The organism is Litchfieldia salsa, from assembly GCF_900104555.1.
Classification (GTDB): domain Bacteria; phylum Bacillota; class Bacilli; order Bacillales; family Bacillaceae_L; genus Litchfieldia; species Litchfieldia salsa.
In genome coordinates this window covers 150,239-176,040 of sequence record NZ_FNJU01000002.1, presented here as the reverse complement: position 1 = coordinate 176,040, position 25,802 = coordinate 150,239, and the positions used below count along the sequence as shown (strand labels likewise).

Annotated in this window: 27 protein-coding genes and 1 other annotated feature; all 27 genes read left to right on the top strand. The window is 35.3% G+C overall.

Annotation, left to right across the window (positions count from 1 at the left end; all coding sequences use genetic code 11):
• Window position 1: 1 nt before the first annotated feature.
• The 27 genes from BLQ56_RS04690 to pyrR all read left to right on the top strand — a co-directional run bounded on the left by BLQ56_RS04690 (window position 2) and on the right by pyrR (window position 25,800).
• Complete coding sequence (locus tag BLQ56_RS04690) at window positions 2–469, top strand: hypothetical protein (protein WP_090850462.1); 468 nt, start codon at window positions 2–4, stop codon at window positions 467–469.
• Entirely contained in the window at window positions 469–1,446 is a 978-nt protein-coding gene (gene mraY, locus BLQ56_RS04685) for a phospho-N-acetylmuramoyl-pentapeptide-transferase (RefSeq protein WP_090850460.1), read from the top strand. Before BLQ56_RS04690 ends, mraY begins: the two co-directional genes overlap by 1 nt.
• The gene (gene murD, locus BLQ56_RS04680) at window positions 1,447–2,799 is read left to right on the top strand and encodes a UDP-N-acetylmuramoyl-L-alanine--D-glutamate ligase (RefSeq protein WP_090850458.1); all 1,353 of its coding nucleotides are present in this window, start codon (window positions 1,447–1,449) and stop codon (window positions 2,797–2,799) included.
• Window positions 2,800–2,920: 121 nt separating this feature from the next.
• Window positions 2,921–4,021: a stage V sporulation protein E gene (gene spoVE, locus BLQ56_RS04675; protein WP_090850456.1), complete on the top strand. Its 1,101-nt coding sequence runs from the start codon at window positions 2,921–2,923 to the stop codon at window positions 4,019–4,021.
• Between the two features lie 161 nt (window positions 4,022–4,182).
• The gene (gene murG / locus BLQ56_RS04670) at window positions 4,183–5,271 is read left to right on the top strand and encodes an undecaprenyldiphospho-muramoylpentapeptide beta-N-acetylglucosaminyltransferase (RefSeq protein WP_090850454.1); all 1,089 of its coding nucleotides are present in this window, start codon (window positions 4,183–4,185) and stop codon (window positions 5,269–5,271) included.
• A 103-nt stretch (window positions 5,272–5,374) separates the two neighbouring features.
• Window positions 5,375–6,283 (top strand): UDP-N-acetylmuramate dehydrogenase, encoded by a 909-nt coding sequence (murB, locus tag BLQ56_RS04665; RefSeq protein WP_090850450.1) that lies wholly within the window; start codon window positions 5,375–5,377, stop codon window positions 6,281–6,283.
• Between the two features lie 233 nt (window positions 6,284–6,516).
• The gene (locus BLQ56_RS04660; RefSeq protein WP_090850448.1) at window positions 6,517–7,284 is read left to right on the top strand and encodes a cell division protein FtsQ/DivIB; all 768 of its coding nucleotides are present in this window, start codon (window positions 6,517–6,519) and stop codon (window positions 7,282–7,284) included.
• The gene (locus BLQ56_RS04655; protein WP_090850446.1) at window positions 7,281–7,988 is read left to right on the top strand and encodes a DUF881 domain-containing protein; all 708 of its coding nucleotides are present in this window, start codon (window positions 7,281–7,283) and stop codon (window positions 7,986–7,988) included. The genes BLQ56_RS04660 and BLQ56_RS04655 overlap by 4 nt, the downstream gene beginning before the upstream one ends.
• A gap of 25 nt (window positions 7,989–8,013) precedes the next feature.
• Window positions 8,014–8,751, top strand: a complete 738-nt coding sequence (locus tag BLQ56_RS04650) for a DUF881 domain-containing protein (RefSeq protein ID WP_090850444.1) — start codon at window positions 8,014–8,016, stop codon at window positions 8,749–8,751.
• A 1-nt stretch (window position 8,752) separates the two neighbouring features.
• Window positions 8,753–9,115 carry a small basic family protein gene (locus tag BLQ56_RS04645; protein ID WP_090850442.1) on the top strand — a complete coding sequence of 121 codons (363 nt, stop codon included), beginning with the start codon at window positions 8,753–8,755 and terminating at the stop codon, window positions 9,113–9,115.
• Between the two features lie 125 nt (window positions 9,116–9,240).
• On the top strand, window positions 9,241–10,533 hold the full coding sequence (gene ftsA / locus BLQ56_RS04640) for a cell division protein FtsA (protein WP_090850440.1): 1,293 nt from the start codon (window positions 9,241–9,243) through the stop codon (window positions 10,531–10,533).
• Between the two features lie 45 nt (window positions 10,534–10,578).
• Window positions 10,579–11,733, top strand: coding sequence for a cell division protein FtsZ (gene ftsZ / locus BLQ56_RS04635; protein WP_090850438.1), 1,155 nt, complete (start codon window positions 10,579–10,581; stop codon window positions 11,731–11,733).
• Window positions 11,734–12,167: 434 nt separating this feature from the next.
• Window positions 12,168–13,094, top strand: coding sequence for a sigma-E processing peptidase SpoIIGA (gene spoIIGA, locus BLQ56_RS04630; protein WP_090850436.1), 927 nt, complete (start codon window positions 12,168–12,170; stop codon window positions 13,092–13,094).
• 359 nt (window positions 13,095–13,453) lie between these two features.
• A complete protein-coding gene (gene sigE, locus BLQ56_RS04625) occupies window positions 13,454–14,173 on the top strand; it encodes an RNA polymerase sporulation sigma factor SigE (RefSeq protein WP_090850434.1) in 720 nt (239 codons plus the stop codon).
• 118 nt (window positions 14,174–14,291) lie between these two features.
• On the top strand, window positions 14,292–15,113 hold the full coding sequence (sigG, locus tag BLQ56_RS04620) for an RNA polymerase sporulation sigma factor SigG (protein WP_204381070.1): 822 nt from the start codon (window positions 14,292–14,294) through the stop codon (window positions 15,111–15,113).
• 143 nt (window positions 15,114–15,256) lie between these two features.
• A complete protein-coding gene (locus BLQ56_RS04615) occupies window positions 15,257–15,505 on the top strand; it encodes a YlmC/YmxH family sporulation protein (protein ID WP_090850432.1) in 249 nt (82 codons plus the stop codon).
• Between the two features lie 158 nt (window positions 15,506–15,663).
• A complete protein-coding gene (gene pgeF, locus BLQ56_RS04610) occupies window positions 15,664–16,497 on the top strand; it encodes a peptidoglycan editing factor PgeF (RefSeq protein WP_090850430.1) in 834 nt (277 codons plus the stop codon).
• 7 nt (window positions 16,498–16,504) lie between these two features.
• Window positions 16,505–17,179 carry a YggS family pyridoxal phosphate-dependent enzyme gene (locus BLQ56_RS04605; protein ID WP_090850428.1) on the top strand — a complete coding sequence of 225 codons (675 nt, stop codon included), beginning with the start codon at window positions 16,505–16,507 and terminating at the stop codon, window positions 17,177–17,179.
• Between the two features lie 16 nt (window positions 17,180–17,195).
• Entirely contained in the window at window positions 17,196–17,639 is a 444-nt protein-coding gene (locus BLQ56_RS04600) for a cell division protein SepF (protein WP_090850426.1), read from the top strand.
• A gap of 5 nt (window positions 17,640–17,644) precedes the next feature.
• Window positions 17,645–17,908, top strand: a complete 264-nt coding sequence (locus tag BLQ56_RS04595; protein ID WP_090850424.1) for a YggT family protein — start codon at window positions 17,645–17,647, stop codon at window positions 17,906–17,908.
• Window positions 17,909–17,975: 67 nt separating this feature from the next.
• Window positions 17,976–18,752 (top strand): YlmH family RNA-binding protein, encoded by a 777-nt coding sequence (locus tag BLQ56_RS04590; RefSeq protein WP_090850422.1) that lies wholly within the window; start codon window positions 17,976–17,978, stop codon window positions 18,750–18,752.
• A 127-nt stretch (window positions 18,753–18,879) separates the two neighbouring features.
• Window positions 18,880–19,380 (top strand): DivIVA domain-containing protein, encoded by a 501-nt coding sequence (locus BLQ56_RS04585; protein ID WP_090850419.1) that lies wholly within the window; start codon window positions 18,880–18,882, stop codon window positions 19,378–19,380.
• A gap of 270 nt (window positions 19,381–19,650) precedes the next feature.
• Window positions 19,651–19,873 (top strand) — a binding site (T-box leader).
• A gap of 311 nt (window positions 19,874–20,184) precedes the next feature.
• Window positions 20,185–22,953 carry an isoleucine--tRNA ligase gene (gene ileS / locus BLQ56_RS04575; protein ID WP_090850415.1) on the top strand — a complete coding sequence of 923 codons (2,769 nt, stop codon included), beginning with the start codon at window positions 20,185–20,187 and terminating at the stop codon, window positions 22,951–22,953.
• 228 nt (window positions 22,954–23,181) lie between these two features.
• Window positions 23,182–23,556: a TraR/DksA C4-type zinc finger protein gene (locus tag BLQ56_RS04570; protein ID WP_090850413.1), complete on the top strand. Its 375-nt coding sequence runs from the start codon at window positions 23,182–23,184 to the stop codon at window positions 23,554–23,556.
• 124 nt (window positions 23,557–23,680) lie between these two features.
• Window positions 23,681–24,148: a signal peptidase II gene (gene lspA / locus BLQ56_RS04565; protein WP_090850411.1), complete on the top strand. Its 468-nt coding sequence runs from the start codon at window positions 23,681–23,683 to the stop codon at window positions 24,146–24,148.
• The gene (locus tag BLQ56_RS04560; protein ID WP_090850409.1) at window positions 24,145–25,056 is read left to right on the top strand and encodes an RluA family pseudouridine synthase; all 912 of its coding nucleotides are present in this window, start codon (window positions 24,145–24,147) and stop codon (window positions 25,054–25,056) included. The genes lspA and BLQ56_RS04560 overlap by 4 nt, the downstream gene beginning before the upstream one ends.
• A 201-nt stretch (window positions 25,057–25,257) precedes the next feature.
• Window positions 25,258–25,800 (top strand): bifunctional pyr operon transcriptional regulator/uracil phosphoribosyltransferase PyrR, encoded by a 543-nt coding sequence (pyrR, locus tag BLQ56_RS04555; RefSeq protein WP_090850407.1) that lies wholly within the window; start codon window positions 25,258–25,260, stop codon window positions 25,798–25,800.
• Window positions 25,801–25,802: the final 2 nt, after the last annotated feature.

The following is a 25,802-nucleotide window of genomic DNA, read 5'->3' as shown; positions in this document are numbered from 1 at the left end:
TGTGTTGACTTATAGTGATTTGCAATCTTTATTTACAGAAACAAAAGGGATTCCTGATAATCAAATTCTGTTTAAGGAGGTATTCATTGATCCTGATCAGAAGGTAAATAAAGGGCTATTTATTTCTCTTAGTGATAAAAATCAAGAAGAAGAGTTAAAGACAGCATTATATAATGGAGCTATTGGCGCGCTTTGGAAAAAAGAATCCCACATTCCTAGGTTCCTTCCGAATCATTTTCCTCTTTTCATCGTAGTAAATCCAGTAGCAGCTATACAAAATGTTATTGAATTTTGTGAAAAGAAAGAAGAAGAGATAGGTGATGATATTGAAACAAGAATTTCTCTTTCTTATGGAAATACTCATATTGACAAAGGAAACACATATGATAGTGCTGTAATCAATCAAATAAATGAATTAAAAAAGAAGGTTGAAGATAGTAGAAATAAAAGGAAAGGAGGGGAATCGTAATGAATGAACAAGTGATCCTATTTACAATCTTTCTAGGCTTTTTCATTTGTGTGATTTTATCACCTGTGTTTATTCCCTTCCTAAGAAGACTTAAATTTGGGCAAAGTATAAGAGAAGAAGGTCCTAAATCACACCAAAAAAAATCCGGAACACCGACGATGGGCGGAGTAATTATCTTACTTTCTATTATCATTACAACCTTGGTGATGAATGGGAGATTCAGTGAAGAGATTACAGCAAAGACGTTATTGTTACTCTTGGTTACAGTAGGGTTTGGATTATTAGGGTTTTTAGACGATTTTATTAAAGTTGTCATGAAACGTAATCTTGGTTTAACTTCTATGCAAAAACTACTTGGACAAATCGTTATTTCAATCATTTTCTATATTATTTTTAAACAAAATGATTTTTCGACAGTTGTAAGCATCCCAGGAATCGATTATGGAATTGATTTAGGTATTTTTTATGTGCTATTCATTGTATTTTGGTTGGTAGGGTTTTCTAATGCAGTAAATTTAACAGATGGTTTAGATGGTCTAGTTTCAGGAACTGCTGCCATTGCATTTGGTGCTTTTACCGTTTTAGCTTGGTACCAGTCAGAATATGAGGTTGCTATTTTCTCTGTAGCAGTAGTGGGTGCTGTGCTAGGCTTCCTCGTTTTTAACGCGCATCCTGCGAAGGTCTTTATGGGTGATACTGGTTCACTTGCACTTGGAGGTGCAATTGCGACAGTTGCCATTTTAACAAAGCTTGAAATACTGTTAATTATTATTGGTGGTGTGTTTGTGATTGAGACACTATCTGTTATCATCCAAGTGATCTCTTTCAAAACGACTGGAAGACGTGTTTTTAAAATGAGTCCATTACACCATCACTATGAATTAGTAGGTTGGAATGAATGGAGAATTGTTGTAACTTTTTGGAGTGTTGGTTTACTGTTAGCCATACTCGGAATCTATATAGAGGTGTGGATCTAATTGAAAAATATTGAAGTATATCAAAATAAGAAGATTTTAGTACTCGGATTAGCTAAAAGTGGATTTGCAGCTGCAGAAGTATTACATAGTATTGGTGCAAAGGTTACTGTAAACGACCAAAAGCCTTATGAACAAAACGATGCTGCAAAGAACTTAGAAGCAAAGGGGATTAAGGTAATATGTGGAGGTCATCCAGTCTCAATTTTGGATGACCATTTTGACGTTGTTGTAAAAAATCCAGGCATTCCTTATTCAAATCCAATTGTTAAGCTAGCTATCGAAAAGGACATTCAAGTGATTACAGAGGTAGAAATAGCCTACCACTTAACAAATGCTCCCTTTATTGGAATTACAGGTTCAAACGGAAAAACAACAACAACCACAATGATTTTTGAGATGTTGAATGAAGATAATAAAAATCCTTTAATAGCAGGAAATATAGGAACCGTGGCATGTGAGGTTGCTAAAAATGCAAAAACCGATCACGTAATTGTGACAGAGTTATCTTCATTTCAGTTAATGGGAATTCCGACTTTTGCACCTAAAGTTTCGGTTCTGCTTAATATCTTTGATGCACATTTAGACTATCATGGAACGAAAGAAGATTATGTGAAAGCGAAAGGAAGCATATTCAAAAATCAAACTGAACAAGATTACAGTGTGATAAATGCAGATGATTTTGAGGTTATGAGAATTTCTCAACAGAGTAAAGGAAAAAAGGTTTTATTTTCAACGAAAGATGTCCTAGAACAAGGTGCATATGTAAAAAATGATAAGCTTTATTTTAACCAAGAAGAGATCATAAACCTTTCATCAATCGCACTTCCAGGACTGCATAATCTTGAAAATATACTTGCAGCAGTTGCGGTAGCGAAGATTATGAATGTGAATAACACGGCTATTGTTCAAGTGTTAAAAACTTTTACGGGTGTGAAGCACCGTCTTCAGTATGTAGACTCAGTTAGAGATCGGAAATTTTATAATGACTCAAAAGCAACCAATATTCTTGCGACAAAAAAGGCTATTTCAGCTTTTAATCAACCTGTTATCTTACTTGCAGGAGGACTAGACCGTGGGAATGATTTTGATGAGTTAGTTCCAGAACTAAAGAATGTAAAGACGCTTATCGTTTTTGGTGAAACGGCAGATAAAATAAGTAAAGCGGGTAAAGATGCTGGAATAGATACAATAAAACATGTCGATAATGTAGAAATAGCTGTGCAAGAAGCATATGATACGTCTGTTGAAAAGGATATTATATTGTTATCACCAGCTTGTGCTAGTTGGGATCAATATAAGACTTTTGAAGAAAGAGGAGACATTTTTATTAACGCGGTGCATAAGCTTAAGTAAGGGGCTCGTCTTATAAATGGTTTAGCTGTTAAGACACATTTAACAGCGCTACTCTTTACCGTGCAGTACTCAGACCGTTTTTAACACATGCTCTTAATTTAAGAACGTTGAGGTGTGTGCATTGTCGACCAAAAAATCAACACCAGATATTATTTTAGTTGTTATTACCCTATCTCTTTTAACTGTTGGCTTAATTATGGTCTATAGTGCAAGTGCAATATGGGCTACCTACAAGTTTGATGATTCCTTCTTTTTTGCTAAGCGCCAACTTTTATTTGCTGGTGTAGGCGTGTTAGCAATGTTTTTCATTATGAATGTCGATTATTGGACATGGAGAACTTGGGCTAAGGTCATCATTATTGTATGCTTTGTCCTTCTCATCTTAGTTTTAATTCCAGGGGTCGGTATGGTTAGGAATGGATCTAGGAGCTGGATAGGTGTTGGTGCTTTCTCAGTACAACCTTCTGAATTCATGAAGCTAGCAATGATTGCTTTTCTGGCCAAGTATCTATCTGAAAATCAGAAAATGATTACTTCATTTAAAAAGGGTCTCGTTCCCTCATTGTCATTGGTTTTTACAGCATTTGGTATTATCATGCTTCAACCTGATTTAGGTACTGGGACAGTTATGGTAGGTACTTGTATTGTCATGATATTTGTAGCAGGAGCTAGATTAAGCCACTTTGTTATGCTTGGAATGCTAGGGGTGGCAGGTTTTGTTGGACTCATTTTGTCAGCACCTTATAGAATTAAACGCATAACGTCGTTTCTAAATCCTTGGGAAGATCCTTTAGGTAGTGGATTCCAAATTATACAATCATTATATGCAATTGGTCCTGGAGGTCTCTTCGGTCTAGGTCTCGGTCAAAGTAGACAGAAATTCTTTTACCTTCCTGAACCGCAAACTGATTTTATTTATGCAATTTTAGCCGAAGAGTTAGGGTTTATTGGTGGCTCTTTTGTTCTTCTTTTATTTAGTCTCCTCTTATGGAGAGGGGTAAGAATTGCATTAGGTGCCCCTGATTTATTCGGAAGTTTTCTAGCAATCGGAATAATTGGTATGATCGCTATTCAGGTTATTATTAACGTGGGAGTTGTAACTGGTTTAATGCCTGTTACAGGCATCACCCTTCCATTTCTAAGCTATGGTGGGTCATCATTGACCTTAATGCTCGCCGCCGTAGGAGTATTACTTAATATAAGTAGATATGCCCGTTACTAAAAAAATGTAAATGTAAGGTTTAACATGTTATAATATCTTTGAATTAAACCCTGTTAATTGAACAGGGTTTAACTTTTGTGAAAACATGAATGAGTACTGTTAGGCATAAGCTATTATTAGAGGAAATGGTTAGGTACTCTTTTATATTGGGGGAGTTAGATTTGAAAATTCTAGTAAGTGGTGGAGGAACGGGTGGACATATTTATCCCGCTTTAGCATTAATTAACGAAATTAAGAAGTTAAATCCTAATGCGGAATTTTTATATATTGGCACAGAAAAGGGGCTGGAGAGTCAAATCGTAACAAGAGCCGGTATTCCCTTTAAAACAATAGATATTACTGGTTTTAAAAGGAAGTTATCTCTTGATAATGTTAAGACTATCACTAAGTTCTTTAAAGGTGTCACAAATAGTAAACGATACATAAAGGAATTCAAGCCTGATGTAGTCATTGGGACTGGAGGGTATGTGTGTGGACCGGTTGTATATGCTGCATCAAAATTAAAAGTTAAAACAGTCATCCATGAACAAAATAGTGTACCTGGATTAACGAATAAATTTTTAAGCCGTTATGTGGATAAGGTTGCAATTTGCTTTGAAGCCGCCAGAGAATTCTTCCCGAATGAAAAAGTAGTATTAACTGGTAATCCGCGTGCTTCCGAAGTGCTAGGAAAAGATGGGTTAGCAGGTAAGCTTAGTGTCGGTTTAAAGCCTAACATGAGGTCGGTTCTAATTGTTGGTGGAAGCAGGGGAGCAAAACCGATTAATGAAGCATTCTTGGAAGTGTTAGATAAGGTCGACAAGAAAGATTATCAGGTATTATATGTTACAGGTGAAGTTCACTATGAAAAAGTGATTGAGAAAGTTAATGAGGTTGGTAATCCTGATAATGTGATCATCAAACCCTTTCTTCACAATATGCCAGAGGTTCTTTCGGGTGTAGATTTAATTGTTGCTCGTGCAGGTGCAACAACTTTGGCTGAAATCACAGCACTTGGACTTCCAAGTATATTAATTCCTAGTCCGTATGTTACAAACAATCACCAAGAAAAAAATGCAAGGTCATTAAGTGATAAAAATGCTGCGATTTTAAGATTAGAGCATGAATTTTCTGGAGAAATATTATTAAGGGACATTGATTCAATTCTTCTAGACGATGTTGTTTTAAAAGAAATGAAAAAATCGTCTTCAGAGATAGGGATAAGAGATGCTGCAGAAAGATTATATAAAGTGATTAAAGATTTGTCATAAATGTATAGGTTCCTTTAGGTTGATACACTGCATAATATGGACCTATACAGATATTAGGTAATTAACACGATCTACTGCTACTTTGTAGGGAGGTATAGATAAAATGAATGAGATGTTACATGAATTACAAGAATCTGAACTTGGAAAACTTTTAATAAATGAACCTTTATCCAATCATACAACCATTAAAATTGGTGGTCCTGCTGATTTGCTTATTATTCCTAAGGATATTGCAGGAATAAAAAAGACAGTTGAATTAATTAATAAATATAAAATGCCTTGGACAGTAATTGGAAGAGGCTCTAATCTGTTGGTTTCTGATAAAGGAATTGAGGGTGCTGTAATTAAATTAGGTAGTGGACTAGATCATCTTTTGATTTCCGGAACAACAGTTACCGTTGGGGGTGGATATCCAATTGTAAAACTTTCGATGGTAATTAGTAAGGAGGGCTTAGATGGTTTTGCTTTTGCAAGTGGCATACCTGGTTCAGTAGGAGGAGCGGTGTACATGAATGCAGGAGCACATGGATCAGATATTTCTAAAATACTAACTAAAGCTCATGTCCTATTCGAGGATGGCTCATTAGAATGGTTATCGAAGGATGAACTTGAGTTCTCATATCGAACTTCTATCTTACAAAAAAAGCGTCCGGGAATCGTTCTTGAAGCTGAATTTGAACTTGTGGAAGGGAAAAAAGAAGAAATTATGCTCACCATGCAGAAAAACAAAGACTATCGCAGAGATACTCAACCTTGGAACTACCCTTGTGCAGGAAGTATTTTTCGTAATCCACTTCCACAATATGCTGGACAGTTAATTGAGGAAGCTGGACTAAAAGGATACTCAATTGGTGGTGCACAAGTATCAGAAATGCATGGGAATTTCATCGTAAATGCTGGAGAAGCAACAGCTCAAAATGTATTAGATTTAATTCAGTTTATTAAAGATACAATCCTTGAAAAATATGGAGTTGTAATGGAAACTGAAGTTGAGATTATTGGCAGGAAGTAATAAAGAATTCTTAGACCAATATATTGGAAATTGTGATATAATACTCTCCATAAGTTGATCAAAAATGCATGAAAAGGTAGAATTCACTGTCCACATAGTCCAATTCGTAAAGCGGCATGTAAATGCCGTTTATTGTTATAATGGCAAAGGTGTGAAGTTCCTCTGAAAACACACCTGAATATATGATTTTATGTATAAGAGTTCCGACTTGCACCTAAAGTGGGGTGAGAAATTTGGTTGATAAGGTTGTAACAATTGAAGACAGAATTCCAAAATTAAAACAAAAAAGAAAGCAAAAAGCTAACCGGAGAATTACAATTACGATCATTTGTTTTTTCTTTATGGTTATAACAGTCGTATACTTACAATCTCCACTAAGTAAAGTTTCTTCAATAACGATTAATGGAAACCAACATGTATCTGATGAGAATCTTATTAAGCTAAGTGGATTGTCAGATCGGACAAGCTTTTGGAAAATTAATAAAAACGATGTAGTAGCTAATTTAGTGCAACATGAAGAGATTAGAAGTGCTGTAGCAAAAAGGAAATTGCCAAACCATGTTGTGATTGAAGTGGAAGAATTGCGAAGAGTTGCTTATGTCAGTGATGAAGGTCAGGTGTATCCTGTTTTAGAAAATGGTAAAACCTTAAAGGCTCTAGATGACACTGGACAAGCAGTAGATGCACCGTTTTTAGTGAATTGGAATGACGGTGACATTGTGGAATTAGCGACAGAATTAAAGAAATTACCACTAGGAATTGCTAACTCTATTTCTGAAATACATCATACTCCAGACGATTCTGATCGGTTACACATTACATTATTTATGAATAATGGATATGAAGTAAGTGTAACACTTAGAGGTTTTGCTGAAAAAATGCTTGCATATCCGACTGTTATTAGAGAGCTAGACCCTACTCTAAAAGGAGTTATTCATCTTGATGTTGTTCCCTTCTTCAGAGAATATAAATTATCAGATGAGGGGGGAGAGAGTGAATGAGACTTAAGGGGAGACATGTTATTCTCTCATTGGTATGTATTGTTTTGGGCTTTATGATCTCATTTTCATACCAATTCACAAAAAAGGAGACTCCTGATGGCAGACTTACTGATCGACAATGGAGCAAAGAAAATGAAATTCGTACATTGTTAATTGAACAGAAGGAAAGAAACAGAGAACTTCAGGAAGAATTGTCCTCTCAGCAGGAAATTGTAAGAGAAATTGAAGAAGAATTAGCAATGAAAGAAAAAGAACAAATTTACTTTAACCTTGTTGAGGATGTTGAAAAATATCGTATGTTCATAGGGGAAATTAAAGTAAAAGGTCCAGGAGTTAGTGTTACACTGGAGGATGCTTCATATGTACCCTCTGGTGAGGATGTTAATAATTATCTAGTTCATGAAAGCCACTTGTTTAAAGTGATTAATGAATTATTTATATCAGGTGCCCAAGCTGTTTCTGTGAATGGAAAGAGATTAACTCATAATTCTTATTTATACTGCAATGGACCAGTTGTCACTGTGGATGGTAACCAATACCCTGCACCTTTCATTATATCTGCTATTGGCAACCCAGATGTTCTAATCCCAGCGCTAAATATTAATGGAGGAGTAAATGAACAGCTGGTTCAAGATAACATTGTTGTTACAATTGAAAAAGCCGAAATTACGATGGATCCCTTACTTCAAACATCAAACGATTAAGATGAGTTTAGGGGATTACCCTCCTATGCATAAAGAAAAGGTGGTTAGTTTGGGAAAACAAATGAATATTAGTTTTTCAGTCATCCTTGTAGTGATTGGATTCATGTTAGCTATTCAGTTTCAAACGGTAAATGAACCTGTTGTCCGAGATACTCGTGATATGTGGGAGCTTAGGGAAGACATGAAAAAAGCTCAAGAATTACATTCAGAATTAATTAATGAGATCTATAAATATGAAGAGAAGATAGAACAATATAATAGCGAACGAAATGATGGGAAAGAACAGGTCTTAAAGGAAACTCTTGAGGAGTTAAAGGAAGCAGCTGGATTAACTGAAGTAAAGGGCCCAGGTATTATTTTAACAGTTGATCGTGCATTTAATGAAATAGGAATGCCAACTGAAACTGTTTCTGCAGATATATTACGGAGATTATTAAATGATTTGAACTCTTTTCAGGCTGAAGCCATATCGATCGATAATCATCGAGTCATCAATACTACGGTTATTCGTGAAATTCAAAGAACCACTAAAATTGATTCTTACTCAATACATACCATACCCTTTCAAATAAAAGTGATGGCACAAGATGCTGAGAAGTTATATAACCGAATGAAAGCGTCAGAAGCTGTGGATGAATTTTTCGTTGAAAATTTAAAATTAACGATATCTAAGCCATTAGTCGAAGTAACGATCCCAGCATATGACGATCCAATTAGGATCAAACATATGGAACCAGTTAAAACAGAAAAAGGTGGAAATTAATATGTGGCTCCCTTTGATTGGCCTATTAATAGGAATAATTCTGGGGTTGTCATCCCAGTTTACGATACCAGACGAATACTCAAACTATTTATCAATTGCTGTACTTGCTGCGCTTGATACTTTATTTGGTGGTATACGTGCACATCTTCAAAATATCTATGATCAAGCAGTTTTTGTTTCAGGATTTTTCTTTAACATTCTATTAGCTGCAAGTTTAGCTTTCCTAGGTGTTCATCTTGGTGTAGACTTGTATTTAGTAGCTGTTTTTGCTTTTGGAGTAAGACTTTTTCAGAATATAGCAGTTATTAGAAGAATTTTAATATCAAAATGGAGCTTATCTCGAAATAAAATAGAAAAAAATTGATTTAATTAAAAGGGGAAAGCACTCTATTTGTTGAATAATTTTCTTATGTATAAATTTATAGTTAAAGTTGTTGTTCTTCAATCCTAGAACGAAGACCTGTTAATTGCAAAAGGAGGTGCCAAAGAATGAACAGCAATGAAATTTGTGTTAGCCTAGACATCGGTACATCCAGTGTCAAAGTTATCATTGGCGAAATGGTCAATGATTCTTTAAACATTATAGGGGTGGGAAATGTAAAATCAGAAGGTTTAAAAAAAGGATCCATTGTAGATATAGATGAAACCGTTCATTCTATAAAAAAAGCAGTTGAACAAGCTGAAAGAATGGTAGGAATTCAAATTAACCAAGTTGTTGTGAGTATTCCTGCTAATCAGGTTCAACTTCAAGACTGTCATGGAGTAGTAGCTGTATCAAGTGAAAATCGTCAAAATCGCGAAATTAGTATTGATGATGTAACAAGAGTGATTGAAGCGGCTCAATTTGTTTCAATTCCACCAGAAAGAGAGATCATTGACGTTATTCCTAAGCAGTTTATAGTGGATGGTTATGATGAGATTAATGATCCAAGGGGAATGCTTGGTGTTCGGTTAGAAGTTGAAGGAACAATTATCACTACTTCAAGAACAATCCTACATAATTTGCTTCGATGTGTTGAAAAAGCAGGCTTAGATATAGTAGCTATTTGTCTACAACCTTTAGCAGCTGGATCAATTACATTATCAGATGATGAAAAGAATTTAGGTGTAGGACTAATTGACATTGGTGGTGGATCTACAAGTATTGCTATTTTTGTAGATGGTCACTTAAAGTCGACTAGTGTCTTACCTATTGGTGGAGACCATATTACAAAAGATTTATCGATTGGTTTAAGGACATCTACTGAGGATGCAGAAAAAATTAAACTTAAACATGGACATGCCTTCTATGATTTAGCTTCGGAGGAGGAAGTGTTCAGTGTACCAATAATTGGTAGTGATCAACATCAACAATTTACTCAATTGGAAATTTCAGATATTATAGAAGCAAGGCTAGAAGAAATTCTTGATCTTGTTCAAAATGAGGTTAGAAAACTAGGAGTCAATGATTTACCAGGTGGGTATGTTTTAACTGGTGGAGTAGTTAGTATGCCTGGTGTTTTGGAATTAGCCCAAGCTGTCTTACAAAATAATATCCGGATTGCAAAGCCAGACTATATTGGTGTAAGAGAACCCCAATACTCAACAGGAGTAGGTCTTATTCAGTTCGCATATGAGCATGCGAAAATTCAAGGCCGTGATATAAGTTCTGATGTGTCAGTAGAAAGCACTGAGAAAAGAGTTCCTAAACAACAGCAACAACAAGTTAAAAATAAACAAACTGAACCTGATCAAAAAATAGGAAAAAAAGTAAAGAAATTCTTTGGTTACTTCTTTGAATAAGAAGTTATAAGAGAGTATTTACCTGAGAAACTAGGAGGACCTAAGATGTTGGAGTTTGATACCAATCTTGATCAATTAGCAACAATAAAAGTAATTGGTGTTGGCGGCGGAGGAAATAACGCTGTTAACAGAATGATCGAACATGGAGTACAAGGCGTTGATTTCTTAGCGGTCAATACTGACGCACAAGCGCTTAACTTATCGAAAGCTGAAACAAAGATGCAAATTGGAGGCAAGCTTACAAGAGGATTGGGTGCTGGTGCTAATCCTGAAGTAGGTAAAAAAGCAGCTGAAGAAAGCAAAGAACAAATCGAGGAAGCTCTTAGAGGAGCTGATATGGTGTTTGTTACTGCTGGTATGGGTGGTGGCACAGGTACAGGTGCTGCACCAGTTATTGCTCAGATCGCTAGAGACCTAGGTGCATTGACTGTTGGGGTAGTTACCAGACCATTTACCTTTGAAGGAAGAAAACGCGCTGGACAAGCTTCAGGTGGAATAGCAGCAATGAAAGAAGCTGTTGATACACTTATTGTGATTCCAAATGATCGCTTATTAGAGATCGTTGATAAAAATACACCAATGCTTGAGGCGTTCCGTGAAGCTGATAATGTGCTTAGACAGGGTGTTCAAGGTATTTCGGATTTAATTGCTGTACCTGGTCTTATAAACCTTGATTTTGCTGATGTTAAGACAATTATGTCAAATAAAGGGTCTGCATTAATGGGAATTGGTGTCGCAACCGGTGAGAATCGTGCAGCAGAAGCTGCTAAAAAAGCGATATCTAGTCCATTATTAGAAACGTCAATTGATGGAGCACAAGGTGTTCTAATGAATATTACAGGTGGCACAAATCTTAGTTTATATGAAGTTCAAGAAGCTGCTGATATTGTTGCCTCTGCTTCTGATCAAGAAGTAAATATGATTTTCGGATCGGTTATTAATGATAACCTAAAGGACGAGATCGTTGTAACAGTTATTGCAACTGGTTTTAATGAAGCTGAAGTGAGTAGTCAGAAGCCTTCATCACGCCCTTCTTTCCAAACGCAAAAGCCGACAACAAGTGTAAAAAGAGAGACAAAGCGTGAAGAGCCTATAGCTCAACAACAACAACAGGAACAAAGTGGGCAACGTAGTAACCAATCAAGCGAAGAAGCTTTAGATATTCCAACATTCTTAAGAAATCGTAATCGTCGAAGATAATACAAACAAACAGTTATATTTCAAAAGTGTCTGTCAATCCAATAACTAGGAAAAGGTGATCTTTACTTCTTTTTCTGTTATTGAATACAGGCACTTTTTTGTTTTATTATCTGAGTGTCCTCTTCTAATATAATTCTCCTTATACCTATGAATTTAACAATAATAATGAGTAAATTCCCATATGGATGACAAAAAACGAAGTTATCTCCTAAAATTTCTTCACTATTATCGGCATGAAATGACAGACTTCCTTATAAGATGTACTATATACTAATTTCTAACAAGGCTGTTTTCTTTACTATTAGTGATTAAAAAAGGTGGTCAGTCTTTAACAACCTAATTCCTATAAAAATGTTGAGTGAAAAAAGTGATATGTAATCGATTCGCGAAATAACCCTTGCTGACTCGGATATCTGTTTGAAAGGAGTATACGTTTGTATATCTATTTGGATATTATCTGGCTGTTAAACTTCTTATTTGATTTTATGTTGTTGTTATTAACAGCTATTATATTAAAGAGAAAAATAGTGAAGTTCAGAATTCTACTTGCATCATTATTGGGGTCCACAATTGTATTTCTGATGTTTACCCCGATAGAATCACTCGCATCACATCCGGTTATCAAGTTTTTATTCTCGTGCATTATTATATTAACTGCGTTTGGTTATAAACGTTTTCGTTATTTCTTTCAAGGGTTACTCACCTTTTATTTCACGACATTTATGATTGGAGGTGGAATGATAGGTGTCCACTATTTTTTCGAATATGAGGTTAGTATTACGAATAATGTAATGGCTACTTCTACAACTGGATTTGGCCATCCAATAAGTTGGCTATTTGTTTTACTAGGGTTTCCTATAGCATGGTTATTTTCGAAGCAACAAATGGATCATATTGAAATGAAAAAAATCCATTATGATCAAATTGTGAAGGTAGAAGTAAGGATTGAGGAAGTAACCTTTACCCTAAAGGGATTAATCGACAGTGGGAACCAACTCTATGATCCTATCAGTAAAAGTCCTGTAATGATTGTTGATACTACTAAAATAGCTAATTTACTACCTGAAAGTATTGTTGAACAATCTAAAAACCTTGATTCATTTGGAATTGATAATTCAGATGAACCACATCATTGGGAAAGTAGAATTCGCTTAATACCCTATCGTGGAGTTGGTCAAGACCATCAGTTTTTACTAGCGCTGAAGCCTGATGAAATAACGGTTTATCATGATAATGAAATAGTCAGTGTAAAAAGGGCACTTGTTGCTTTGAATCATACAACTCTATCTTCAGAGGACGAGTATAACTGTATTGTTCATCCTAAGATGTTGGTAACATCATCAATCCAACCTGCATCGTAATCACTTTATCAAAGATCGCTAATTAACGAATATTGAAATGACTAACAGTGTTATATTTTATTCTAAAAGGCTCTTTTCTAAAAGATTGTAGTTTGAAGACTTATTTAATTTGGCAGAGCTCGTTGATTGGAACGGAAGGTATGTGACTCCTGCGGGATGTGCAGGCAGGATGAGACCCCGCAGGAACGAGGAGGCTCATCACCTGCCCCGCGGAAAGCACATACCTGGAGTGCAAATCAACCTAACCTAGTTAAATAGCTACATAGTTTGTGAAAAGCGCCTTCTAAAAAGTCAAGGAATTGAACAATCGATATTACTATCTTACTCACAAATTTGTAAAATAGAAGGGAGAACATGCAGTGACAAAACTAAAACTTCGTTTAACCTATATATGGTATAAATTCCTAATAAAATTGGGGATTAAAACAGATGAAATTTATTATATCGGAGGTAGTGAGGCCCTCCCACCACCGCTTTCCAAGGAAGAAGAAGCACATTTATTAGAAAAGTTGCCTAGTGGAGATAAAGCTGCAAGGTCGATCCTAATTGAGCGTAATCTTAGGTTGGTCGTTTATATTGCTAGAAAATTCGAAAACACAGGAATTAATATTGAGGACCTAATTAGTATAGGAACAATTGGTCTAATTAAAGCTGTTAATACTTTTAATCCAGAGAAAAAGATTAAGTTAGCTACATATGCATCAAGATGTATTGAAAATGAAATTCTTATGTACTTAAGAAGAAATAATAAAATAAGATCTGAGGTTTCATTTGATGAACCATTAAACATTGATTGGGATGGTAATGAATTATTACTATCAGATGTCTTAGGAACAGATGATGATATAATTACAAAAGATTTAGAGGCAAATGTAGATCGCAAGTTATTAATTAAAGCACTTCACCAATTAAATGATCGTGAAAAACAGATTATGGAGTTACGGTTTGGATTAATTGGGGGAGAAGAGAAAACCCAAAAAGATGTGGCAGATATGCTTGGTATATCACAATCCTATATATCGCGTTTAGAAAAAAGAATTATCAAAAGGTTGAGAAAAGAATTTAATAAAATGGTATAAGAAATTTTACTTGGACAAAAAACTTTTTTTACATTTAAATCACCTGATATATCTACATTTATCATATTCTGAAGATGAAAAGAAAGAACAATCGTGCATATTTTTCCCACCTAAGGAGATACTTAACTTTGTACAGCAACTCCTGTTAGGAGGGAAAGAATTGACTCGAAATAAAGTAGAAATTTGTGGTGTAGATACATCAAAGCTTCCAGTACTTAAGAATGAAGAAATGCGTAAACTCTTTAGAGAAATGCAAAGCGGTGATTTATATGCCAGGGAAAAACTGGTAAATGGTAATTTAAGGCTTGTTCTAAGTGTAATCCAGCGTTTTAATAACAGAGGAGAGTATGTTGATGACCTATTTCAGGTAGGATGTATTGGATTAATGAAATCAATTGATAATTTTGATTTAGGCCAAAACGTAAAATTTTCAACATATGCTGTACCGATGATTATTGGCGAAATAAGACGTTATCTTCGTGATAACAATCCGATTAGAGTTTCACGCTCATTAAGAGACATCGCTTATAAAGCGCTGCAAGTTAGGGAGCGCCTTATGAGTGAGACAAGCCGGGAACCAACAGCAGAAGAAATTTCCAAGGTTCTTGAAGTCCCACATGAAGAAATCGTATTCGCTCTTGATGCAATACAAGATCCTGTATCATTATTTGAACCTATTTATAATGATGGTGGTGATCCTATTTTTGTAATGGATCAGTTAAGTGATGAAAGAAATAGAGATATAAATTGGATAGAAGAAATTGCATTACAAGAAGGAATGAGAAGGTTAAATGAGAGAGAAAAGATGATCCTCAGGAAACGATTCTTTCAGGGAAAAACACAAATGGAGGTTGCAGAAGAAATCGGGATATCCCAAGCTCAGGTTTCTCGATTAGAAAAAGCTGCAATTAAACAGATGAATAAGAATATCCAAAATTAAAGAGACTGAAGTCTCTTTTTTTTGTGTGTTATTTGCTAAAGTTTCTTTAATTAAGAAATTATATATAGATTTTGTTCATGAATCCATACTTCCTATTCATATAATAATTATAAAACAATATTGATGGGGGAGGAGACAGTTCAATGGTGTATATTTCTGACTTACAAGCAAAAGACGTTGTGAATGTAGCAGATGGGAAAAGGCTAGGGAATATTGGAGATATTGATATTAATTTATTTAATGGTAAGATTGAAGCCATAATCATCTCTGGTTCTGGTAAAGTATTGGGGTTCTTTGGTAAGGAAGAAGAGGTATCCATTCCTTGGAGAAATATTATGAAGATAGGTACAGATGTAATTTTGGTAAAGTACCCACAGCAATCTCCAGAGTAGTCGGACTTATTTTGACATTTTTCAAAAATTCCCCCTCTACTTTGATAAAATATGATAAAATAATCAAATAAGAATGAGAAAATTGTTCCTTTTTAAGGATATTTAGGTAAACTAAATCATAATGTACAAAACTAATCTAGGAGAAAAGGGAGTTTAATATGTGTAATGAACCATTTCAACATGCACCTCAGAAGTCATTACTACATTTGAATACTTTTAATTCCTTAAGTAATGAAGATCACATACTAGCTGGGTTTACTACTAAGAATGGTGGGGTTAGTAAGGGTTATTTTTCTTCCTTTAATCTTGGCCTTCATGTCAATGACGATTCAGATGCAGTTTGTACCAATAGAAAGCTACTAGGACAACACATAGATGTCCCTCCAGAAAATTGGGTAGGGTGTGAACAAGTACACAAAGCTTCAGTTGTTAAAGTAACGAGATCTATGTGCGGCAAAGGGTCATTAACTTATAAAGACTCAATCCAGGGTACTGATGCTATATATACAACAGAGTCTGACGTTTTACTCACCCTTTGTTTTGCAGATTGCGTACCATTATATTTCTACGAGCCTAATTATAAGCTTATTGGTATAGCACACGCAGGTTGGAAGGGTTCTGTCCTAGATATTGCTGGAGAAATGATTAGAGCTTGGGAAATAAATGAAAATGTAAATCCTCAAAACATACATGTAAGCATTGGTCCCTCTATAGGACCATGCTGTTATATTGTCGACGACTTTGTGATTAATCGCATAAGAGATTTAGATTTAGGAAATGAACATGTCTTTTTCGAAGTTAGTCCAGGTCAATATGGACTAGACTTAAAACAATTAAATGAAAGACTTATGCTGTCTGCTGGAGTTCCAAAAGAAAATATTACTTCAACTTCTTACTGTACAAGTTGTAATAGAGATATCTTTTTTTCTCATCGACGTGATAAAGGAACTACTGGTAGAATGTTAAGTTTTATTGGTCGTAAGGAGGTATAAATAGATCGTGAATGTAGCACAAAATCTAGTAACCATCCAACAACAAATTTCTGATTCATGTAAAATTAGTGGCAGGAATCCACAAGATGTGAAAATTATCGCTGTAACAAAATATGTTAGTATAGAGACCGCGGAACAGGCATTAAATGCTGGTGTTATACATATTGGAGAAAACAGGGATGAAGGATTAGCCGAAAAATGGAGTTATTTTAGCGATAAACCTGTATGGCATTTCATTGGATCTCTACAAACGAGAAAGGTAAAGAACATTATTGATAAGGTAGATTATATCCATTCAATAGATCGACTGTCTCTTGCCGAAGAAATACAAAAAAGAGCCACTAGGAAGATAAAATGCTTTATTCAAGTAAATGTTTCTGAAGAGGAATCAAAGCATGGGATTTCTCCAAATGAACTCCATTCATTTATAAGTAAGATGGAATTATTTCCTTTAATTGAAATTGTGGGATTAATGACAATGGCGCCATTTACTGATAACAGAGAACTCATTCGTGATTGCTTTAAAAGACTTAAGATCATGCAAGGAGAAGTACAAGCCTTGAATTTACCATTTGCACCATGTCACGAACTTTCGATGGGCATGTCAAATGATTATGATATTGCTGTTGAAGAAGGAGCTACATTTATCCGTATAGGAACGTCACTAGTTGGTAACAAATGAAGAGGAGGAGATTTCCTTGAGTATCAAAACGAAATTTAAAAGTTTCTTTGCATTAGAAGATGATTATGAATATGAAGATCAAAATGAGTATGAGGTTGATGATATTGATCCTCCTGCTACAACTAGATCAACAAAGCAACACAAACAAAATGTTGTCTCATTACAAAGTGTTCAAAAGTCTTCGAAAATGGTGTTATTTGAACCAAGAGTGTATGCAGAAGCACAAGAAATAGCGGATCATCTGAAAAGTCGTCGAGCAGTTGTTGTAAACTTACAAAGAATTCAACACGATCAGGCAAAAAGAATTGTAGACTTCTTAAGTGGTACTGTTTATGCTCTTGGGGGAGATATACAGCGTATTGGCTCGAATATTTTCTTATGTACCCCAGATAACATAGATGTCTCGGGGAATATATCGGAGATATTTGCTGAAGAAGAGTATACTGACAAGAGGTGGTAGATTAAATGGATTTGATTTTTGAATTGTTAAAGAGCTTAATAACCTTTTATTCATATGCTTTAATTGCATATATCTTAATGTCCTGGTTTCCTAATGCGAAAGAGTCCGGTATTGGACAATTTCTGACTAGAATATGTGAGCCTTATTTAGAACCATTTCGACGAATTATTCCTCCATTAGGCATGATTGATATATCACCTATCGTAGGTATTTTAGTTCTAAATTTTGCGATTATGGGGTTGAACTTCCTTTCGAATATGTTTACATAAACTTGAAAGTAGGGAATCAAATTTTTGGTTCCCTTTTACTAATTAAGATTTGAAATGGATTGATTAAATGGATATCTATCAGCATTATCGGAAAGAAGAACATGCATTTATTGATAAGGTTCTTGAGTGGAAGGCGGCAGTGGAATTTCAATATAGTCCGAAATTAACCGATTTCCTCGATCCAAGAGAACAGGAAATCATCAATCTAATCATCGGGGATCATTCTGATGTTCAAGTAAAGGCCTTCGGTGGTAGTACTACTTCTGAAAGAAAACGAGTGTTGATTTACCCCTCATATTTATCTCCAACTGAAGAGGACTTTCAACTATCACTCTATCAAGTTGATTATCCGTCTAAGTTTGTAAAAATAGAGCATCCGCAAGTACTTGGATCGCTAATGTCAATAGGATTAAAACGATCAAAGTATGGCGATATTCTTTTGGATGATGATAATATCATTCAAATCGTTGTTTCGAAAGAAGTCGACGGATTTATTGAAGTGAATTTACAATCAATAGGAAAAGCATCAGTAACATTAAAGAAACTTAAATTAGAAGATATTTTAGTGCAAAAAGAAGAGTGGATTGAACAGTCTGTTTCATTTTCTTCGTTACGGTTAGATGTTGTTATTTCTTCAACATTCCAACTATCCAGACAAAAAGCACAAGCGATTATACAAAATGGCCAAGTAAAGGTTAACTGGAGAATTGTGGAAAATGCTTCTTTTGAATGTAAGGAAGGAGATATTATCTCAGTTCGTGGTCACGGTAGATTAAAGTTATTAAATAATGAAGGAAAATCAAAAAAAGATAAGTTAAGATATACAGTAGGGAAACAAAAATAATTTGTGTTATTTTGAAGGAATACCGTAAATTCTGTCGAATTAATAACAGAACAAACATATTAGAAGATATAAGATTAATAATAAGAAAAAATTTATCAAATCAAAATACTTACTGGAGGTGGCTTTTGTGCCTTTAACGCCATTAGACATTCATAATAAAGAGTTTAACAAAGGATTCCGTGGATATGATGAGGATGAGGTTAATGAATTCCTTGATCAAGTGATTAAAGATTATGAAATGGTTATCCGTGAAAAAAAGGAGCTTGAAAACAAGCTTTTGGAACAAAATGATCGACTAGGCCATTTCACTAATATTGAAGAAACGCTACATAAATCAATCATTATTGCACAAGAGACTGCAGAAGAAGTGAAGCGAAACGCACAAAAAGAAGCTAAATTAATTGTTAAAGAGGCTGAAAAGAATGCGGATCGTATTATTAATGAGACTTTAGCGAAATCAAGAAAGATTGCAATGGAAATTGAAGAATTAAAAAAGCAGTCTAAGGTATTCAGAAATCGTTTTAAGATGCTAATTGAAGCTCAATTGGACATGCTAGAAACTGATGACTGGGATCATTTAATGGAATATAATGTAGAACCTGTTTTTGCTGAAGCAGAAGAAAAATAAACGCTGTTTCTCAAAGTTTGTTGTTTTAGACATATAAAAAAGTACAAGCAGGATATACACGTAGACTCCTGCGGGACCAGTGGCCAAAGTGAGACCCCACAGAAGCATTGCGACGAGGAGGCTCACTGGTCACCCGCCGGACGCGGAGTGTATTCATCCTGCGGCTTTAAAGCAACAATCTATACGGAAACAGCCAAAATAAAAGAAGCACCCCTTGACTAATTAGTATAAGTCAAATATAATTCTATAACGATAAAAGATTTTAAATAATTAACTACTTTGATAGGGACAGTAATTTTTATCAATACTTATTTTAGCGATTCGAGGTTGGTGTGAGCTCGATATAAGTGATAAAAATGAAGATCACCCTTGAGTTCCGTGCTGAAAACTTTAGTAAGCATTGGCGAATACATTCTCGTTACGAATGACTAAGTGGACTTGATATAATAAGTCTAATAGGGTGGTACCGCGGGAAAACCTTCTCGTCCCTTTTGGGATGAGAGGGTTTTTTGTGTTTTTTTAGGCCTTTACGGTTTACTGAAGAAAAGATGTTTAGTAGAAAATCACAGGGTATATGTGCTAGTTAATTGGAACAGAAGGTGCGATACTCCTGCGGGATGTGCAGGACTGCTGAGACCCCGCAGGAGCTTTGCTCCGAGGAGGCTCATCGCCTGCCTCGCGGAAAGATCGCACTTGGAGTGGAAATTAACAACTATGTTAAATTAACAACAAAAAGATTATGGAAAACAGCTTATACATTATGCTATATGGTAATGATGTTGTTAAAAACTGAGGAGGATTTAAATGGATTACAAAGATACGTTATTAATGCCTAAAACTGATTTTCCGATGCGTGGAAATCTACCAAATCGTGAACCACAGGTACAAGAACAATGGGAAGAAATGAACATTTATCAAAAAGTTCAAGAACGAACTAAGGGCAGACCACTTTTCATCCTACATGATGGTCCTCCATATGCAAATGGTGATATTCATATGGGTCATGCTCTAAATAAAATTTTAAAAGATTTCATCGTCCGTTATAAATCAATGGATGGCTTTTGTGCACCATATGTACCAGGTTGGGATACTCATGGTTTACCAATTGAAACAGCTTTAACGAAAAACAAAAAGGTGAATCGTAAAACGATGAGTGTTGCTGAGTTTCGTAAGCTATGTGAAGAGTACGCTTATGAACAAGTAAATAACCAACGTGAACAATTTAAACGTTTAGGGGTAAGAGGTGATTGGGAGAACCCTTACATCACTTTAAAACCTGAATATGAAGCTCAACAAATTAAAGTGTTTGGTGACATGGCTAAAAAGGGTTATATCTACAAAGGTAAGAAACCTGTATACTGGTCACCTTCTAGTGAATCTGCACTTGCTGAAGCTGAAATTGAATACCAAGACAAACGTTCTGCTTCAATCTATGTAGCTTTTGATGTGAAAGATGGGAAAGGTGTACTTGAAGGAGATGAGAAGTTCATTATCTGGACAACAACACCATGGACAATTCCAGCCAATTTAGGAATCAGTCTTCATCCTGATCTTGATTATAGCGTCGTTTCGGTTGAGGGAACAAAATATATAGTTGCTACACAACTACTGGAATCTGTAACAAAAGAACTTAGTTGGAATGATCCAACTACTATTAAAACAGTAAAGGGTAGTCAGTTAGATCAAGTGATTGCTGTACATCCTTTATATAAGCGTGATTCGCTTGTGATGAATGGGGAACATGTAACTACTGAAGCAGGTACTGGTTGTGTTCATACAGCACCAGGACACGGTGAGGATGACTTTATCGTAGGACAGAAATACGGTTTGGATGTTTTATGTCCTGTTGATGAAAAAGGATATATGACAAATGATGCTGTTGGTTTTGAAGGCTTATTCTATGATGAGGCGAATAAACCGATTACTGAAAAACTTGAAGAAGCTGGAGCTTTATTAAAGCTATCTTTTATTACGCATTCTTATCCACATGACTGGAGAACAAAGAAGCCAACTATTTTTAGAGCAACAGCACAATGGTTTGCTTCAATTAAAGATTTCCGTAATGAATTAATGGAGGCTGTGAAAGAAACAAAGTGGGTTCCTGCATGGGGAGAAACACGTTTATTCAATATGGTTAGAGACCGTGGAGATTGGTGTATCTCTCGTCAACGTGCATGGGGTGTTCCAATTCCAGTATTTTATGGAGAAAATGGAGAACCTATTATCACAGATGAAACGATTGAACATGTATCAGCACTATTCAGAGAACATGGTTCAAATATTTGGTTCGAAAAAGAGGCAATTGACTTATTACCTGTAGGATTTAAGCACGAATCAAGTCCAAATGGAACATTTACAAAAGAAACTGACATTATGGATGTATGGTTTGATTCTGGTTCGTCACATCAGGCTGTACTGCTTGAAAGAGATGACCTACAACGACCTGCTGACCTATATTTGGAAGGATCAGATCAATATCGTGGATGGTTTAATTCTTCATTATCGACATCAGTAGCAGTTACTGGAAAAGCTCCATATAAAGGTGTCTTGAGTCATGGATTTGCACTCGATGGAGAAGGTCGAAAAATGAGTAAGTCAATTGGAAATGTTGTTATTCCTGCAAAAGTTATGAATCAGCTTGGGGCAGATATCCTTCGTCTATGGGTTGCATCTGTGGATTACCAATCAGATGTTCGTGTGTCTGATAATATTTTAAAACAAGTTGCTGAAGTTTACCGAAAGATTAGAAATACTTTCCGATTTTTACTAGGAAACTTAGCGGACTTTGATCCTGCAAAAGATATGGTTAAATATGAAGATCTTCGTGAAGTTGATCAATATATGCTTGTTAAGTTAAATAAACTAATTGATAAAGTAAAGCATTCATATAATCATTATGAATTTGCAGCTATTTACCATAACGTACACAATTTCTGTACAATTGAATTAAGCTCGTTCTACTTAGACTTTGCAAAAGATGTCCTTTATATCGAGGCTTCTTCTAATCATGAAAGAAGAGCGATTCAAACTGTCTTATATGAGTCATTAATTAGTTTAACTAAGCTGGTTGCGCCAATTCTTCCTCATACTTCAGATGAAGTTTGGAATTATATTAGCTCAGTAGAAGAAGAAAGTGTACAGCTAGTTGATATGCCTCAAGCGAAACAATTAAATAATGCCGAAGTTCTTGAAGAGAAGTGGGATGCATTTATGGAGCTTAGAGATGATGTACTAAAAGCTCTTGAAATTGCTCGTAATGAAAAGGTAATTGGTAAATCTTTATCAGCTAGAATTGAGTTATATCCAAATGATAAAGCGAAGCAACTATTAGAATCAGTTACAGAAAACATGAGCCAATTGTTTATTGTATCTGGATTTAAAATTGCTGGTGATTATAATACTGCTCCTAAAGAAGCAAAAGAGTTCGAACAAGTTAAAATTGTTGTTAGTCCTGCAGAAGGCGAAACATGTGATCGTTGTTGGGTTGTTTCAACAACGGTGGGGGAAGATTCAAATCATCCAACATTATGTACTCGCTGTGCGAATGTGGTGACTGAAAGCTACACAGAATAATATCAGTAAAAAAGAAGGGAGCTAAAATCCCTTCTTTTTTTACGTTTAATATGTATAAAAGTTTCAGGCTTGTACAGCCGTCACATATTAATTTCAGTTGGCGTATTGTATGAATAAGGAATGGTAACTTACAGGAAAAACTTGTAGGCTTTTTAAATTGTTTTTTTCGGATACACTATCACTACGAACCTAATAAGCATTAATCAAGCATGATAAGGAGGCGTTCAAATGAACGATCAGTATGCAGAGATTAAAGCGGAGTTAGAGTTAACAAAAAAAGAATTAATAAAAAGGTTATCCAACACAACAAACATGGAAGTAAGTTATGAATTACTTTTCGATGATTCATCAAATGAAAAAGAAAAAATGCTGATTCACCACATTAAGGAAGATTTGCAGGATGTTGAGCGTGCTTTAGGGAAACTCGAATATGGTTCATTTGGTATTTGTGAGGATACTGGACAACAAATTCCACTTGATAAGTTAAAAATACTTCCTACTGCTCGAACTATTTATGATTTTTCATTTAGTGATTTATTTGAAAAGCGACAATTTACCTCATCACTGCATCTAACAATTTCCACACCAGTTTCTCCCTACTAAACAGAAGTGATTTAGCTCACTTCTGTTTATTTTTATGTGGTTATATGAATAGCATTGTACCGATTTCGTTTATTATGCTAAAATCATGAGGGTACATGATTCAGTTGAGAGGGGAAAATAAGAAGTGATTTATTACTTGATTGCATTATTAATCATATTGGCAGATCAACTGTCCAAATGGATAATTGTCCATTATATGGAAATAGGAGATAAGATTCCGGTCATTAATCAGTTCTTATACATAACATCACACCGGAATAAGGGTGCTGCCTGGGGAATCTTACAAGGTCAAATGTGGTTTTTTTATGTCGTTACTAGCATCGTGGTAGTTATTCTAGTTATTTACATAAGGAATCTTAAACCTGAGCAAAAAATATTCGGTTCAGCATTAGGATTAATGCTAGGTGGAGCAATTGGTAATTTTATTGACCGTATTTTTCGTAAGGAAGTAGTAGACTTTATAGATATATGGATCTTTTCATATGATTTCCCAATTTTTAACATAGCCGATTCGGCTCTTGTGGTCGGTGTTTGCTTAATTTTTGTATTAACCTTGTTTGAAGGGAAATTTGATAAGGAGAAAATTGAATGAATGAAAATATGATTATCGTTGAAAATGAAGAACTAAGTGATCGAATTGATAAGGTTATTACTGCTCAAAATAGTGATTGGTCTAGAAGTCAAGTACAGCAATGGATCAAAGAGGGTAACGTAACTGTTAATGGTCAAAAAATTAAATCTAATTATAAAAGTAATCCTGGAGATAAAATTGAGATAACTATTCCTTCACCGGAATTGCTTGATGTAATTCCAGAAGAAATGAATTTAGAGATCTTTTATGAAGATTCAGATGTGCTTGTCGTCAATAAGCCTAAAGGCATGGTTGTTCACCCTGCGCCAGGACACTATAGTGGAACTTTAGTGAATGGATTAATGGCACACTGTAAAGATTTATCGGGCATAAATGGTGTCTTACGACCAGGTATTGTTCATCGGATTGATAAAGACACATCTGGGTTATTAATGGTAGCTAAAAACGATTTAGCACATGAATCATTAGTACAACAGCTCGTGGATAAAACAGTAACTAGAAAATATAAGGCGATTGTACATGGAAATATTCCCCATGATCAAGGTACGATTGATGCACCAATTGGAAGAGATAAGCGTGATCGACAAAGTATGACTGTGACGGATGATAATAGTAAAGAGGCGGTCACGCATTTTAATGTTTTAGAAAGATTGAAGGATTTTACCTATATTGAATGTCAATTAGAAACAGGAAGAACGCATCAAATTCGTGTTCACATGAAATACATTGGCTATCCACTTGCTGGGGATCCGAAGTATGGACCAAAAAAGACCCTATCTATAGGTGGACAAGCGTTACATGCTGGAATTTTAGGCTTTATTCACCCGAGAACAAAGGAGTATCTTGAATTTGAAGCCCCACTGCCAAGTGAGTTTGAAGCTTTGTTGGAAGAATTAAAAAGCAATTGACAAATTTCGCATGATGAATTATGCTTAATGAAGTTATAATAAGAACCTTTAAAGAACAGTCCCGTGAGGCTGAGAAGGGAACGGAATAATGGACGCATGGGAGAATTATGCCTTCATTTCCAAAACCCCTCTTACCCTTCGTAAGAGGGGTTTTGTGTTACATGATAAATGGTAGGTAAGTTACACTTATGAGGTGAAAACATGGTAGAGAAAGCAATCGTTTTAGATAACCAGGCAATTAGAAGAGCACTTACTCGCATTGCCCATGAAATTATTGAACGAAATAAGGGAATTGAAGATAGTATCCTTGTAGGGATAAAAACGAGAGGAATCCATCTTGCTAACCGAATTGCTGAAAAAATTCATCAAATTGAAGGCAGCCATATTCCTATTGGAGAATTAGATATTACTCTGTATCGTGATGACTTAACGAAGAAAACATCAAATCTTGAGCCTGAGGTTAAAGGTTCAGATATCCCATATGATATTAGTAACAAGAAAGTAATTTTGGTTGATGATGTTTTATTTACGGGGAGAACGGTCCGTGCAGCTATGGATGCTTTGGTTGACATAGGTAGACCTGCACAAATTCAGTTAGCGGTTTTAGTAGACAGAGGTCACCGCGAATTACCTATACGGGCTGACTTTGTTGGTAAAAACATCCCAACTGCAAGCTCAGAAAAAATTGTAGTTGAACTTGATGAAATAGATCATGTAGATCAAGTTAGTATACATGAAAAATAGAC